Annotated in this window: 14 protein-coding genes and 1 pseudogene; 11 read left to right on the forward strand and 4 right to left on the reverse strand. The window is 71.2% G+C overall.

The annotated features are described in order from the left end of the window. Position 1: 1 nt before the first annotated feature. The 8 genes and pseudogenes from H4696_RS26875 (at position 2) to H4696_RS26905 (ending at position 6,146) form a co-directional block, all read left to right on the forward strand. Positions 2–166 (forward strand): hypothetical protein, encoded by a 165-nt coding sequence (locus H4696_RS26875; protein ID WP_158104268.1) that lies wholly within the window; start codon positions 2–4, stop codon positions 164–166. 76 nt (positions 167–242) lie between these two features. Continuing rightward, entirely contained in the window at positions 243–1,034 is a 792-nt protein-coding gene (locus H4696_RS26880) for an MBL fold metallo-hydrolase (protein WP_086856752.1), read from the forward strand. Beyond that, positions 1,031–1,612, forward strand: coding sequence for a DedA family protein (locus H4696_RS26885; protein ID WP_086856753.1), 582 nt, complete (start codon positions 1,031–1,033; stop codon positions 1,610–1,612). Before H4696_RS26880 ends, H4696_RS26885 begins: the two co-directional genes overlap by 4 nt. After that, a complete protein-coding gene (locus H4696_RS26890; RefSeq protein WP_086856754.1) occupies positions 1,609–3,717 on the forward strand; it encodes a phage holin family protein in 2,109 nt (702 codons plus the stop codon). The genes H4696_RS26885 and H4696_RS26890 overlap by 4 nt, the downstream gene beginning before the upstream one ends. Next, positions 3,714–3,944, forward strand: a complete 231-nt coding sequence (locus H4696_RS26895; protein WP_086856755.1) for a glutaredoxin domain-containing protein — start codon at positions 3,714–3,716, stop codon at positions 3,942–3,944. Before H4696_RS26890 ends, H4696_RS26895 begins: the two co-directional genes overlap by 4 nt. Continuing rightward, positions 3,941–4,144 (forward strand): annotated as a pseudogene (locus tag H4696_RS50305) (putative acetyltransferase); the annotation flags it as partial. The gene H4696_RS26895 and the pseudogene H4696_RS50305, both read left to right, overlap by 4 nt. Then, positions 4,133–4,888 (forward strand): class I SAM-dependent methyltransferase, encoded by a 756-nt coding sequence (locus tag H4696_RS26900; RefSeq protein WP_143264937.1) that lies wholly within the window; start codon positions 4,133–4,135, stop codon positions 4,886–4,888. The pseudogene H4696_RS50305 and the gene H4696_RS26900, both read left to right, overlap by 12 nt. Positions 4,889–4,994: 106 nt before the next feature. Beyond that, positions 4,995–6,146, forward strand: a complete 1,152-nt coding sequence (locus tag H4696_RS26905) for an HNH endonuclease signature motif containing protein (RefSeq protein WP_192783073.1) — start codon at positions 4,995–4,997, stop codon at positions 6,144–6,146. Positions 6,147–6,775: 629 nt separating this feature from the next. Here the strand turns inward: H4696_RS26905 and H4696_RS26910 are convergent. Beyond that, positions 6,776–7,555 (reverse strand): TetR/AcrR family transcriptional regulator, encoded by a 780-nt coding sequence (locus H4696_RS26910; RefSeq protein WP_086858745.1) that lies wholly within the window; start codon positions 7,553–7,555, stop codon positions 6,776–6,778. Positions 7,556–7,631: 76 nt separating this feature from the next. Between H4696_RS26910 and H4696_RS26915 the strand changes: the two genes are divergently transcribed. Both H4696_RS26915 and H4696_RS26920 read left to right on the forward strand, forming a co-directional pair. Then, entirely contained in the window at positions 7,632–9,905 is a 2,274-nt protein-coding gene (locus H4696_RS26915) for an ATP-binding cassette domain-containing protein (RefSeq protein WP_086858744.1), read from the forward strand. After that, complete coding sequence (locus tag H4696_RS26920) at positions 9,902–10,690, forward strand: siderophore-interacting protein (protein WP_086858743.1); 789 nt, start codon at positions 9,902–9,904, stop codon at positions 10,688–10,690. The genes H4696_RS26915 and H4696_RS26920 overlap by 4 nt, the downstream gene beginning before the upstream one ends. A gap of 7 nt (positions 10,691–10,697) precedes the next feature. Here H4696_RS26920 and H4696_RS26925 read toward each other — a convergent pair whose 3' ends face one another. From H4696_RS26925 to H4696_RS26935, 3 genes are all read right to left on the reverse strand, one after another. Next, positions 10,698–11,861 (reverse strand): cytochrome P450, encoded by a 1,164-nt coding sequence (locus H4696_RS26925; RefSeq protein ID WP_086858748.1) that lies wholly within the window; start codon positions 11,859–11,861, stop codon positions 10,698–10,700. A gap of 99 nt (positions 11,862–11,960) precedes the next feature. Further along, positions 11,961–12,524: a WHG domain-containing protein gene (locus tag H4696_RS26930; RefSeq protein ID WP_086858747.1), complete on the reverse strand. Its 564-nt coding sequence runs from the start codon at positions 12,522–12,524 to the stop codon at positions 11,961–11,963. Positions 12,525–12,655: 131 nt separating this feature from the next. Then, on the reverse strand, positions 12,656–13,360 hold the full coding sequence (locus tag H4696_RS26935; protein ID WP_086858742.1) for an SDR family oxidoreductase: 705 nt from the start codon (positions 13,358–13,360) through the stop codon (positions 12,656–12,658). A gap of 100 nt (positions 13,361–13,460) precedes the next feature. On the opposite strand from H4696_RS26935, the gene H4696_RS26940 reads away from it, so the two are divergent. Further along, positions 13,461–13,952 carry a winged helix-turn-helix transcriptional regulator gene (locus H4696_RS26940; RefSeq protein WP_086858741.1) on the forward strand — a complete coding sequence of 164 codons (492 nt, stop codon included), beginning with the start codon at positions 13,461–13,463 and terminating at the stop codon, positions 13,950–13,952. The last annotated feature ends 148 nt before the right edge of the window (positions 13,953–14,100 follow it).

A 14,100-nucleotide genomic window follows, 5' to 3' on the forward strand; every position in this document is an offset into this window, starting at 1 on the left:
GGTGCCCTCCGCCAAACAGGTCCGGGTCGCCGAGCTGCTGCACGAGATCGGCATGCACCGCGAGGCCAAGCAAGCGCTCCGCACCGATCTCCGGGCGCGGTGGCGCCGGACGCGAAGACGTCTCCGCCTGCGGTGGTCCCGGCGCCGGCCGCGCGCCTCGCGCTAGCGGAGCCGTCACCGGGCAGCGTTGTCCGCGCCACTCCGCCGGGCGTTCGCGCGGCGCGAAGGCGATACTCGACAGCGTGAGCGGCTTCAACCTGCGATTCCTCGGCCATTCGACCGTCCGGCTCGAACTCGGTGGCCGGGTCGTGCTGACCGATCCCGTGCTCACCGCCCGCGTCGGCGGGCTCACCCGGGTCGTCCCGCCGCCCCCGCCGCCGAGCTACGCCGACGCCGACCTCGTGCTGCTCTCCCACCTGCACGGCGACCACCTGCACCTGCCCTCCCTCAAGCTGCTCGGGCGGAACACCCGCGTCGTCGTCCCGAAAGGGGCCGGGTCCTGGCTCGCCAAGAAGGGCTTCGCGCGCGTCGAAGAGATCGCGCCCGGCGAAACCCTGACCGAAGGCGGGCTGACCGTCACCGCGACCGAAGCCGTGCACTCCGGGCACCGGTGGGGGCCGCGGCTCACCCACGGTCCGCAGAGTCCCGCGCTCGGGCACCTGATCGAGACCGCGGAAACGACCGTCTACAACGCCGGCGACACCGACCTCTTCCCCAGGATGGCGGACTTCGGCCCGGTCGACGTCGCACTGCTGCCCGTCTGGGGCTGGGGGCCGAACCTCGGGCCGGGTCACCTGGACCCGGCCCGCGCCGCGAAGGCCGCCGAACGCGTCCGGGCGCGCGCCGCCGTGCCCGTGCACTGGGGCACCCTCGCCGTGCCGGGGCTGCGGCGGACCGCGCGGATGCGGCGGCTGCTCGCCGACCCGCCGCGGGTGTTCGCGGCCGAAGTCCGCAAGCACGGCATCGCCACCGAGGTCCTGTTCACCGAGCCCGGCGCCGAAGTCGTGCTCCCCGCGCGTGAGGACCGCGCGTGAACTGGACCGACCCGGCCGCCCTCGGTTACCCGGCCGTGTTCGGCGGCGTGCTGCTCGGCTCGATCATCCCGATCGTGCCCACCGGGGCCGTGGTCGGCGCCGCGGCCGCCGTCGCCACCACCACCGACCACCTTTCGCTCCCGCTGGTGATCGTCCTTTCCGTGCTCGGCGCCTATATCGGCGACGTAGTGACGTTCGGGATCCCGCGCCTGGGCAGCGAAGCCGCGTTCCGCTGGGTCAGCCGCCGCCAGCCCGCCGAACGGCTCGAGAAGGCCCGCGACCAGTTCACCCGCCGGGGCTGGCAGCTCATCGTGATCGGCAGGCTCGTCCCGGCCGGCCGGATTCCGGTGCTGCTCGCGGCGGCCGCGCTGAGCTACCCGTGGCGGCGCCTGCTGCCCGCCGCGCTCGTCGCGTGCGTGCTCTGGGCGACCGCCTACAGCCTGCTCGGCATCCTCAGCGGCGGGATCTTCGACTCGCCGCTGATCGCGACATTGCTCGCCACGGTGCTGGTCCTGCTGGTCACCGTGGCCCTGAACCTGATCGCCCGGTGGCGGCGCAAGACCAAGGAGCGAGTGTGACGACGACCGCGCCGAAGGGCAGGCTGCTGCGCGGCGGCCGCGCCGTCGCCCGGATCCTGCTGGTCTGGGCCGCGGTGACCGGCGCGCTGCGGCTGCTCGACGTCCTCCTGCCGGGCTTCCGGATGACGCACTGGTGGCAGCCGACGGTCTGCGCGCTGCTGCTCGGCCTGCTCGCCGGCGTGGTCTGGCCGCTCGTCATGCGGATCGCCTACCCGCTGGCGTTCTTCACCTTCGGGCTCTTCGGGTTCCTGCTGCTCGGCGCGGGCACGCTGGCGGTGTTCAAGACCGTGCCCGGCGTCGAGATCGCCGACCTCCGCAGCGCGGTGCTCGTCACCCTCGGCATGGCCGCCGTCGGCGCGCTCATCTCCAGCCTCCTCGCGATCGACGAGGACGAGATCTTCTTCCGTCGCGCCGCCCGGCGCCGCCGTCGCCACGCCCCTGCCGACGTCGCCGCGGACCAGCCGCCGGGCGTGGTGTTCCTGCAGATCGACGGCCTCGGCTTCGACACCGTCCGCCGCGCGATCCGCGACGGCGACATGCCGACGTTCGCCGCGTGGCTCGCCGAGGGCAGCCACGCGCTGACGCGGTGGCACACCGACTGGAGCTCGCAGACCGGCGCCAGCGTCTGCGGCATCCTGCACGGGTCCAACCACGACATCCTCGGCTTCCGCTGGTACGAAAAGGACCGCGACCACGTGATGGCGTGCGCGCACCCGACCGACGCGGCCGAGATCGAACGGCGGCATTCCGACGGCCGCGGCCTGCTCTCCGGCGACGGCGCGAGCCGCGGCAACCTCTTCTCCGGCGACGCCGACCACGTCAGCCTCACCATGAGCTCGATCCCGGTGCTGGTGCCGAAGAAGCTGCTGCGCCGCCACCGCGACCGGCTCGGCGCGGGCTACTACGCCTACTTCGCGAACCCGGTCAACGCGTTGCGCACGTTCGTCGTCGCGCTGGTCGACGTCTTCCGCGAGATCAACGCCGCGGTCCGCCAGCGCCGCGCCGGAGTCGTGCCGCGAGTCCCGCGCGGCGGCTGGTACCCGCTGGCCCGCCCGGGCACGACGGTGATCGCGCGCGACGTCGTCGTGTCGGCGGTCCTCGGCGACATGCTCGCCGGGCGCCCGGTGGTGTACGCGGACTTCCTCGGCTACGACGAGGTCGCGCACCACTCCGGCATCGAGCGCTTCGACACCCTCTCCGTGCTGCGCTCGATCGACCAGCAGATCGCGCGGCTGCACCGGGCTTCGCGGCTCGCCCCGCGCCGCTACCACGTCGTGGCGCTGTCGGACCACGGCCAGACCCAGGGCCAAGCGTTCTCGCAGCGGTTCGGCGAGACGATCGAGGCGTACATCGGACGCCTGTGCGGCGGCTCGCCGTCCGCTCTCGCCGGCAAACGACGCCAGGCCGAGAGCTGGCAGATCAACGCGGCGCTGGCGGAGGCGACGAAGAGCGGCGGCCTGATCGCGCGCCGGCTGCGGGCCCGGGTGGAAGACGCGGAGTGCGCCGAAGACCGCCCGCGCACGACGTCCGGCTCCCCCGGCGCGGTCACCCGGGTCGCGCCGGGCGTGGTCGCGGTGGTGTCCGGCCACCTCGCGATGGTGTCGTTCACCGAGCACGAAGGCCGCGTCGAGCTGGAGACGATCGAGCGCGAGTTCCCCGACCTGCTGCCGTCGCTGGTGGACCACCCCGGCGTCGGGTTCCTGCTGGTCCGCAGCCGCGAGTTCGGCCCGGTGGTGCTGGGCCGCGACGGCCTGCACCGGCTCGCGACGAGCGTCGTCATCGGCGAGGACCCGCTGCTGCCGTACGGCCCGCACGCGGCCGACCTGATCCGGCGCGTCGACACGTTCCCGCACTGCGCGGACGTCATGATCAACAGCCGGTACGACCCGGACTCGGACCAGGCTTCGCCGTTCGAGACGCACGTGGGCTCGCACGGCGGCCTCGGCGGGCCGCAGCAGCGCGGTTTCGTCGTGCACCCGCGCGAGTTCGGCTTTCCCGGTGAGGTCGTCGGGGCCGAATCCCTGCACCGGGTGTTCCGCGGGTGGCTCACGGACTTGGGCCACCCCGCACCGGTTTCCCCAGCTGTTTCGGAGGTAGTTTCGTGAGTCTTACGGTGTACGGCGCGTCCTGGTGCCCGGACGTCAAGCGCAGCCGCGCCCTCCTCGACCGGCTCGGCGTCGAGTATTCCTATGTGGACGTCGAGGCCGACGCGGCCGCCGAGGCCCGCGTCCGCGAGCTGCAGGACGGCGCGCGCCGGATCCCCACGATCGTCTGGGCGGACGGGACGTTCCTGGTCGAGCCGTCCGACGACGAGCTGAGCGCGCGCCTGTGAAGCTGCTGCGGGAGCTGCCGCTGGGCACCCGGGTCGTGGTCCGCTACCGGATCGAGGGCGGGTTCACCGACGCGCTCGGCGACCTGGTGGCGCGCGACTCCACGACGTGCACTGTGGACACTCGCCGCGGCCCGGTCGTGGTGGCGTTCGCCGCGGTCACCCTGGCCAAACCCGTTCCGCCGCCCCCGGTGCGCCGCTCGCGTTTCGAGGAGCTGGTGGCCGAAGCCGACGCGGTCCCGGTCGACGGCTGGGACTTCTCGTGGCTCGACGGCCGCGCCACGGAGGCCCGCCCGTCGTGGGGCTACCAGCGCCTGCTCGCCGAGCGCCTGGCCGGCGTCCAGTCCGCCCTGGACCTGGAAACCGGCGGCGGCGAGGTCCTGGACGGCTGCCCCACGCTGCCGCCCCTGATGGTGGCGACCGAATCGTGGCCCCCGAACATCGCCCGCGCCGCGTCCCGCCTGCGCCCGCGCGGAGTATCCGTGGTGTCCACATCGGACTTCCCGTTCGCCGACAACGCGTTCGACCTGGTCTCCAGCCGCCACCCGGTGACCACGCCGTGGCCGGAGATCGCCCGCGTCCTGCGCCCCGGCGGCACGTACTTCTCCCAGCAGGTCGGCCCGGCGAGCGTGTTCGAGCTGGTGGAGTTCTTCCTTGTCCCACAACCACTTTCGACCCGCTCGAGCCGCGACCCGTCCCACGCGGTCGCGGCGGCGACGGCGGCGGGGTTCGAGGTGGTCGACCTGCGTTCGGAGTCGCTGCGCACCGAGTTCTTCGACATCGGCGCGGTGGTTTACTTCCTGCGCAAGGTGATCTGGATGGTGCCGGGGTTCACGGTGGAGCAGTACCTCCCGAAGCTGCGGGAACTGCACGAGCTGATCGAGCGCGACGGGCCGTTCATCGCCCACACGACCCGGCTCTTGATCGAAGCCCACCTGATCGAGTGATGAACGTCTGTTCGTATGTCGGTAATCTTGTTGTGTGGACGGAGAAACGGTGTGGCAAGCAGACGCGGAGGCCCTGGCCAACCGCCTCCGCGGGCTACTCACCGTCATGCGGTCCGCCGAAGCGGAAATCGGTGCACTGCTGGCGGAAATCGAATCCCGTGGCGTGCTGGAACTGTTCGGATACCGTTCCGCAGCCCGGTTGTTGGAGCATCTCGCCGACCTCCCGCGCGCCGCCGCCGACAAAATGGTCAAACGAGCCCACGCCCTCCACCCCGCCCACTCTCTCGACGCCACCCCCGCCGTCGCTCCCGCCACCGGTGTCGCCGCCCTTGCTGGTCGGTTGAGCACCCCGATGATCGACACCATCATCGACGCCGTTTCCCGCATCCCCGCCGAACACCGCGACACCGCTGAAGCGGACCTGCTGGCCTTCGCCGCCGACGCGGGCCACAAACAAGTCGCCGCCCTCGGCGCCCGGATCCTGGCCCACCTCGACCCCGACGGCACCGCCCCCGACGACACCGAACCCACCACCCCGGTGCGGGAACTCTCCCTGCGCCGCAAACGCACCGGCACCTGGGAACTGACCGGCCGCTTCGACGACGAGACCGGCACCCGCGCCAGCGCCCTCCTCGACGCCCTCGCAGAACGCCGACACGCCGACGACGGCCCGGACTTCCGGTCCCCCCAGGAACGCTACGGCGACGCCTTCTCCGACGCCCTCGACCTGGCCCTCAACTCCCCAGAATTGCCCACCCAAGCCGGAGAACGCGTCCACGTCATGGTCGCGGTGTCCCTGACCGACCTGCGCTCCGGCCTCGGCACGGCGACTCTCGGCGACACCGGCCTGATCTCGGCCGCCGAGGCTCGCGTCCATGCCTGCGACTGCACCCTGATCCCCGCGGTCCTGGGCACCGCCAGCGAACCGCTGAACCTGGGCCGGGCCCGCCGCCTCATCTCACCCGGACTGCGCCGGGCGTTGTTCCTGCGCGACCGCGGGTGTGCGTTCCCCGGCTGTCACCGCCCACCCCGGCATTGCCAGGGCCACCACATCCACCACTGGTCCGAAGGCGGCCTGACCGACCTAGCGAACCTGGTACTGCTCTGCGGGCACCATCACCGGTTACTGCATCGGTCGGGTTGGCAGGTCCGCATCACCCCCGACGGCCACCCCGAATTCCTACCACCCCGGTTCTTGGACAAACGCCGAAAACCCAGGCGCAACAACATCCATCAGCCCCTGCCCTTCGCAGCCTGAACACGGGACAGGCCCGCAGCCACCGGCTACGGGCCTACCCGCACGTCCGCGATCCGCAGACCGACTCGTGGCATTCCTTGGCCGGCCAACACCGAACTCCAGCCAAGAGCCCTATTCGACAAGCTCACCCGCCGGCGGACGTAACGGCCACGATCAGACGCGGCCGGGCATCAGGTGACGTATCCGCCTGGCCTCACGATGCGCCACATCGCCGACGCCGGCCGGTCGGGGCCGCCCCGGATCAGCAACCACATCCGGGCCTGCTCACCGACTTCGCTTCCGAGCTACTGGAAATCCTCTCGCGCGGCGGCGTCCCGCCCGGGATCGCCAAGGGGTCCTTGATGCGCACCCTTTGGCCGGGGCCCTGCCCCAATGCCCGGCATCGGCGTCAGCACCGCAGGCCGCCCCCGCTCGAAGACGGCGACCGCCTCCTCGGGCCATCTGACGGCCTACGCAGGCTTCACCCCGGTCTCCCGCGGGCTACACCCGGCCGACCGCACCCCGGCCCAAGCGACAGTCACCGCCCGTCGATCCGCCGCCGGGCCACCCGCCGCGCGATGACCTCCGCGTCCAGGCCCTCGCATTTCAGCTCCAGCGTCAGACAGCATCGTCGGCCGTAGCCCCAACGGTCAACGAACCCGCACGATCGCCGCCTCGACGCCGTCCAGCAGCAGCTCCAACCCCGCCTCGAACGACAACCGCGCCTCCCGCTCCAGATACGGCTCCTCCGTGTCCACCGGCTCGTGCCCCAGCCGAGCCACCGTCGGGAACCGCGCCGCCAAGTCCGGCACCAGCTCACCCAGCAACGCCGAGCGCGCGTACCACCAGTCCTCTTCGGACTGTCCCGTCTCGGCCGCCGCCTGCCGGGACTCCGCCGCCGCCTGGACCGAGCCGCGGACGATGTTGAACAGCGCCGAGACCACCCAGCGCACCCGAGACAACGGCAAGCCCGTCGCCGACAAAACGGACAGCAGCGTCTCCTGGACGTGAAACTCCCCCGGGCCCAGCACCGGACGCGCCGGCGACACCTGCAACAGCCACGGATGCCGCAAGTGCAGTTCCCACAACGAATCGGCCAGCGCCAACGCGGCCGAACGCCACCCCGACGCAGACGAATACGACGACGGCAGCTCCGCCAGCGCCCGGTCGTACATCAGGTCGACCAGCTCGGTCTTGCCCGGCACGTACGTATACAGCGCCATCGCCGTGCGGCCGAGGCGCTCGCCGACCGAACGCATCGACAGCGCCGCCATGCCGTCGGCGTCGGCGATCTCGATCGCCGCCGACACGATCGCCTCGACGGACAGGCCGGGTTTGGGGCCCGGGCCGGTGCGCGGGGCACCCACCCGCGGCCCCCACAGCAGCTCCATGGACCGGCGGGCGTCGCCCTGACCCGCGAAGACGACCACCTTGCCGACTCCTTACACCCTAAAGTAATGTATCCCGAAGAATCACTTTACAGCCTAAACTATCTAGAAGGACCGTATGACTTCACCCAGGCGGGCCGCCGACACCCACGACGTGATCGAGGTCCGGGGGGCCCGGGAGAACAACCTGACCGGCATCGACCTGGACATCCCGAAGCGCCGGCTCACGGTGTTCACGGGCGTGTCCGGCTCCGGCAAGTCGTCCCTGGTCTTCGGCACCATCGCGGCCGAGTCCCAGCGGCTGATCAACGAGACCTACAGCGCCTTCCTCCAGTCGTTCATGCCGAGCCTGTCGCGCCCGGACGTCGACCTGCTGGAGAACCTCAGCGCGGCCATCGTCGTCGACCAGGAGCGGATGGGTGCCAACTCGCGCTCCACTGTCGGCACCGCGACCGACGCCTACGCGATGCTGCGGATCGCCTTCTCGCGGCTCGGCGAGCCGTACGTCGGCACGTCCGGCGCCTTCAGCTTCAACCTCCCCGAGGGCATGTGCCCGGCCTGCGAGGGCCTCGGCCGCGTGTCCGACCTCGACGTCAACGCCCTGCTGGACTTCGACCTTTCCCTCCACGAAGGCGCGATCCAGGTGCCGGGCTTCACGCCGGACACCTGGTACGTGCAGACCTACCTCTCCTCCGGCTTCTACGACCCCGACGCCAAGATCCGCGACTTCACGCCGGAACAGCTCGACGCCCTGCTGCACAAGGACTCCTGCAAAGTCAAAGTCGGCAAGACCAACGTGACCTATGAAGGCCTCGCGGTGAAGGTCCGGCGGCTCTACCTGCACAAGGACGTCGAGTCGCTGCAGCCGAAGCTGCGCGCGTTCATCGAGCGAGCCGCCACCTTCAAGACCTGCGGCGAGTGCGGCGGCGCCCGGCTGAACCAGGCCGCGCTCTCGGCGAAGATCGACGGCAAGAACATCGCCGACTGCGCCGCGCTGCAGATCAGCGACCTCGCCGACTTCGTCCGGTCCCTCGACGCGCCGTCGATCCGGCCGCTGCTGGGCAACCTGCGCGACACCCTCGACTCGCTCGTCGAGATCGGTCTCGGCTACCTCTCGCTCGACCGCGAGTCCGCGACGCTCTCCGGCGGCGAGGCGCAGCGCGTGAAGATGGTGCGCCACCTCGGTTCCAGCCTCACCGACGTCACCTACGTCTTCGACGAGCCGACCGTCGGGCTGCACCCGCACGACATCGAGCGGATGAACAACCTCCTGCTCTGCCTGCGGGACAAGGGGAACACGATCCTGGTCGTCGAGCACAAGCCGGAGACGATCCGGATCGCCGACCACGTCGTCGACCTCGGGCCCGGCGCGGGCACCGACGGCGGGCGGCTCTGCTACGCCGGGGACATCGACGGCCTGCGCGCGTCCGGCACGCTCACCGGGCGGCACCTCGACCACCGCGTCACGCTGCGGGAGCACGTCCGCGAACCGGCGGGCCACCTGAGGATCAGCGGCGCGAAGCTGCACAACCTGCGTGACGTCAGCGTGGACGTCCCGCTCGGCGTCCTCACCGTGGTCACCGGCGTGGCCGGCTCGGGGAAGTCGTCGCTGATCCACGGCTCGCTGGCGCACCGCGACGGCGTCGTCGTGGTCGACCAGTCCGCGATCCGCGGGTCCCGCCGGTCCAACCCGGCCACCTACACCGGCCTGCTCGACCCGATCCGCGCCGCCTTCGCCAAGGCCAACGGCGTGAAGGCGAGCCTGTTCAGCGCCAACTCCGAAGGCGCCTGCCCGAAGTGCAAGGGCCTCGGCGTGATCTACACGGACCTGGCGATGATGGCCGGGGTCGCGTCGGCCTGCGAGGAGTGCGAGGGCCGCCGGTTCACGCCGGAGGTGCTGACGTACGAGCTGCGCGGCAAGAACATCAGCGAGGTCTTCGGGATGTCCGTCGCCGAGGCGCGCGAGTTCTTCGCCACCGGCACCGCGCGGACGGTGCTCGACCGGCTCGCCGACGTCGGCCTCGGCTACCTGACGCTCGGCCAGCCGCTGACCACGCTCTCCGGCGGCGAACGGCAGCGGCTCAAGCTGGCGATCCGGATGGCCGAAAAGGGCTCGACCTACATCCTCGACGAACCGACCACCGGCCTGCACCTCGCCGACGTCGACCAGCTGCTCGCGCTGATGGACCGGATCGTCGACGCGGGCAACACGGTGATCGTGATCGAGCACCACCAGGCCGTGATGGCCCACGCCGACTGGCTGATCGACCTCGGCCCGGGCGCCGGGCACGACGGCGGGCGCGTGGTGTTCGAAGGAACCCCGGCGGCGCTCGTCGAGAACGCTTCCACGCTCACCGCCCGCCACCTGCGCGAATACCTGGGGAAGCCGTGAACGCGACCGGACTGCTCGAAGTGACCGCGGTGCGGCGCGTGACCCCGCGCACCACCCGCGTCACCTTCACCGGCGACGGCCTCGACGCCCTGGAGCCGTGGCCGGACCAGCAGCTCAAGCTCCTCTTCCCGCCGCGGGGCCGCCCGGTGCGACTGCCCGAGGCCGACGCTGACGTGATGCGCTGGTACCAGGCGTACCTGGCGATCCCCGAGGACGAGCGCCCGCTGATGCGCAGCTACACCGTGCGGAACCGCGGCAAGAACACGATCGACGTCGACTTCGTGCTGCACCCCGGCGAGGCGGGCCCGGCCACGGCTTGGGCCCGCTCCGCAGCGCCCGGCCAGGTCCTCGGCCGTTACGGCCCGGACGCGGCCTACCGCCGTCCGGTCCCGGCGGCGGACACGGTGCTGCTCGCCGGGGACGAGACAGCACTGCCCGCGATCGCCACCTTGCTGTCCGAAGTGGACAACGCGGTGGTGTTCGTCGAAGTCGCAGACGCGGCCGAGGAACAACCACTGCCGGACGTCCGCTGGGTGCACCGTGACGGCGCCGAGCACGGAACCCGGCTGCTGGCCGCGGTGCGCGACGTGCCGTTGCCCGCCGGTTCGGCGGCGTGGATCGCCGGCGAGGCGTCGACGGTCCGTGCCCTGCGACGGCATCTCGTCGAGCGAGGCCTCGACAAGAGCGCCATCGAGTTCACCGGCTACTGGCGGCGCAAGCTGACCCAGGACGACGCCCCGACCCCGGAAGACCTGGCCGACGCGCGGGAAAAGCTCGGCGGCTGAGCCCGCGTCACCACGTGACCGGCAGGCTGTGCACCCCGTACACCAGCATGTCGTCCTTGAACGCCAGCTCCTCCACCGGAACGGCGAGCCGCAGGTCCGGGATCCGGCGGTAGAGCGTCCCGTACACCACCTGCAGCTCCACCCGAGCCAGCGTCTGGCCGAGACACTGGTGCACGCCGTAGCCGAAGGCCACGTGGTGACGCGCTTCCCGGGTCACGTCGAGGCGGTCCGCGTCCTCGAACACCGCTTCGTCGCGGTTCGCCACGTCCCCGGCCGCGATGATGCCCTCGCCCGCACGGATCACTTCGCCGCCGACTTCGATGTCCTCGGTCGCGACGCGGCGGCGTCCGGTGTGCGTGATGTTCAAGTAGCGCAACAACTCTTCGACCGCGCGGCGCAGCAGGTCGGCGTCGCCGGTGCGCACCAGGTCCAGCTGCGCCGGGTGCTCCAGGAGCGCGACCGTGCCGAGCGCGATCATGTTCGCCGTCGTCTCGTGACCCGCCACCAGCAGCAGCTGGCCCATCGACGCGACCTCTTCGGCGGTCATCCGGCCGGTCGCGTACTGCGTCACGGCCAGCTTGCTCAGCACGTCGTCGCCCGGCGCCGCCGCCTTCCGCTCGACCAGCCCGCCGAGGTACGCCAGCAGCTCTTCGGTGGCCCGCACCGCTTCCGCCGGGGTCGCCGTCGTCGAAACCATCACCTTCGTGATGTCCTGGAACAGCTCCCGGTCCTCGTACGGCACGCCGAGCAGCTCGCAGATCACCAGCGACGGCACCGGCAGCGCGAACGCCGTCACCAGGTCGACCGGCTTCGGGCCGGCCAGCAGCCCGTCGACGAGGTCGTCGACGATGCGCTGGATCGCCGGGCGCAGCGCCTCCATCTTCTTGACCAGGAAGTCGCCGGTCAGCAGCTTGCGCTGGGCCGCGTGCTCGGCGCCGTCCATGGTGATGAACGACTTCGCGCGGTGCCGCCGCGCCGCCGAGGCCGCGCTCTGGTGCGGGTAGCCGGGCCGGTCCGAGTCGGCGCTGACCCGCGAATCGCGCAGCAGCGCGCGGACGTCGTCGTAGCGCGTGACCAGCCACGGCGTCTCGCCGTTCCACAAGCGCACGCGGGAAACGGGCGGCAGCTCGGCGAGTTCGGCGGGCGGGTCGAAGGGACACCGCCGGGTCATCGGAAACGCGGGCACGCCGTCCACCGGATACCTCCCGAAGCTGCCGGAAATTTACATAGCCATGCTAAGCATCTTCCGGCCGTCTCGCCACAGGGCCGATCAGGCGAACACGAGCGACACCAGTTCGTCCACGAACGGCTCCACCAGCTCGGCCCCGGTCCGGTTCAGCGCGCTGTGGAACAACGCGACCCGCCCGTGCGCCCCGACGAACACCACCGCCGCCGCGCGACCCGGCGTGACACGCAGCTCATGCCCCGCCTCGACGCAGCGCTCGAAGCCCGCCGTCAGCCGGTCGATCACGTCCAGCAGCGGGCCCTTCGGGCGGCTGTCCGGCTCGAGGTCGGACGCGCCGTTCGCGAGCATCAGGCGGTAGTGCCCCGGATTCCGCATCGCGAAGGCGCAGTAGGCGTGAATCTGTGCGCGGATGCGGCCGACGGCGTCGGTTTCCACAACGGACTCTTCGGCCACGCGCATCGATTCGGCCAGCCGCGCGTATTCGTGGTCGAGGAGCCCGCGCACCAATTCCGCACGATCGGAGAAATGCTGGTAGATACTCGCCGGGGCGATGCCGACGGCCCGCGCCACGCCGCGGATCGTCAGCCCGTCCTCGCCGCCGAGCTCGGCGAGGAGACGGCCGGCCGCCTCCAGGATTTCCCCGCGCAGCCGTTCGCCTTCGCCCCAGCGGTTCCTCGTTCGGCCGATTCCGGCCGCGACGTTCTCCGGCACCCGCACATTCATACGCCCGGGTAGCACGGCCCCGTATTCCGGGGTGCCGGAAACCGCATTCCGAATGGTCAGGAAACCAGCGCCGGGTACAGCCCGGGAAGCTCGCCGGACAGCCCGGCGCGCACGTTCCGGGTGACGTCGTCGGCGAGCACCTCGAACCGGCCCGCTTCGACGCCGTCGAGCGCGAGCCCGGCCACCAGCGCCGGGTCGACCTTCGGGCCGTCGACGTGCTTGGCCATGTCCGTGTCCATGTAGCCGACGTGCAGCGCGGTCACCTGCGTCTTCTGCGGCGCGAGCTCCAAGCGCAGCGCGTTGGTCAGCGACCAGGCTGCCGACTTCGCCGCGGAGTACGCCGCGACCTGGGGCGCGGTGAACCACGACAGCACCGACAGGACGTTGAGGACCGCGCCGCCGCCGTTGCGCTCGAGGATCGGCGCGAACTCGCGCGTCACGGCCAGCGTGCCGAAGTAGTGCGTGTCCATCTCCAGCCGGATGTCCTCCAGCTTCCCGCCGAGCAGCGTCGACCCGGTGGACGAGCCGGCGTTGTTCACCAGCAGCGTGACGTCCCCCGCGATCGCGGCCGCTTCCCGGATCGACGCCGGATCGGTCACGTCGAGGCGCAGCGGCACCACGCCCGGCAGGTCGACCGACTCCGGGTTCCGGGCGGCGGCGTACACCTTCGCCGCGCCGCGCTCCAGCAGCGCTTCGGTGAACTTGCGGCCGAGTCCGCGGTTGGCCCCGGTGACCAGCACGACCGCACCCTTGATGTCCATGACGAGCTCCTCTCGCACCTGGCTTGCTCATTGCAAGCTAGCTACGGCCGACTGTACGACGTAGACTTGCTCCAAGCAAGCCAGGTAGGAGGGATCACAAATGAGCCGCCGCACCACGTGGGAGGACAACTCCTGCCCGATCGCCCGCGCCGCCGACATCCTCGGCGAGCCGTGGACACTGCTGATCCTGCGCAACGCGACCGCCGGCACCACCCGGTTCGAGGACTTCCGCGCCCAGCTCGGCATCGCTGACAACGTGCTGACGACCCGCCTGGCCAAGCTCGTCGAGCGCGGGCTGCTGACGAAGCTCCCCTACCGCGACGGCGGCCGCACCCGCCACGAGTACCGCCTGACGCGGGCCGGTTCGGACGCGCTGCCGGTGCTGCACGCCCTCGGCGCATGGGGCGACGCGCACACTTCCGCGACGAGCGCGTACGGCCCGATGCAGCTGGTCCACGCCGGCTGCGGACAGCTCACCCGGCCGGGCGAGAAGTGCGACAACTGCGGGAAACCGCTGGTCAGGGACGATCTGGCGTGGCGCGGCTCCTGGCTCAGCCGGGGCGAGATCCCGCTGGCCGACCCCGTCGGCTGAGCCGAACGGCGCATCCTCGTATGCGTCATCACGCATGTCAAGACTCCGCCATGGTTGGTAATTCACCGTTCGCAGCGCAGTACGAAAGTCGGGTCACAAGAGCCGGACAATTCCGTAAGTTCGACACCCAGCGCGCGCAAACCCGGCA

It is taken from the genome of Amycolatopsis lexingtonensis, assembly GCF_014873755.1.
Classification (GTDB): domain Bacteria; phylum Actinomycetota; class Actinomycetes; order Mycobacteriales; family Pseudonocardiaceae; genus Amycolatopsis; species Amycolatopsis lexingtonensis.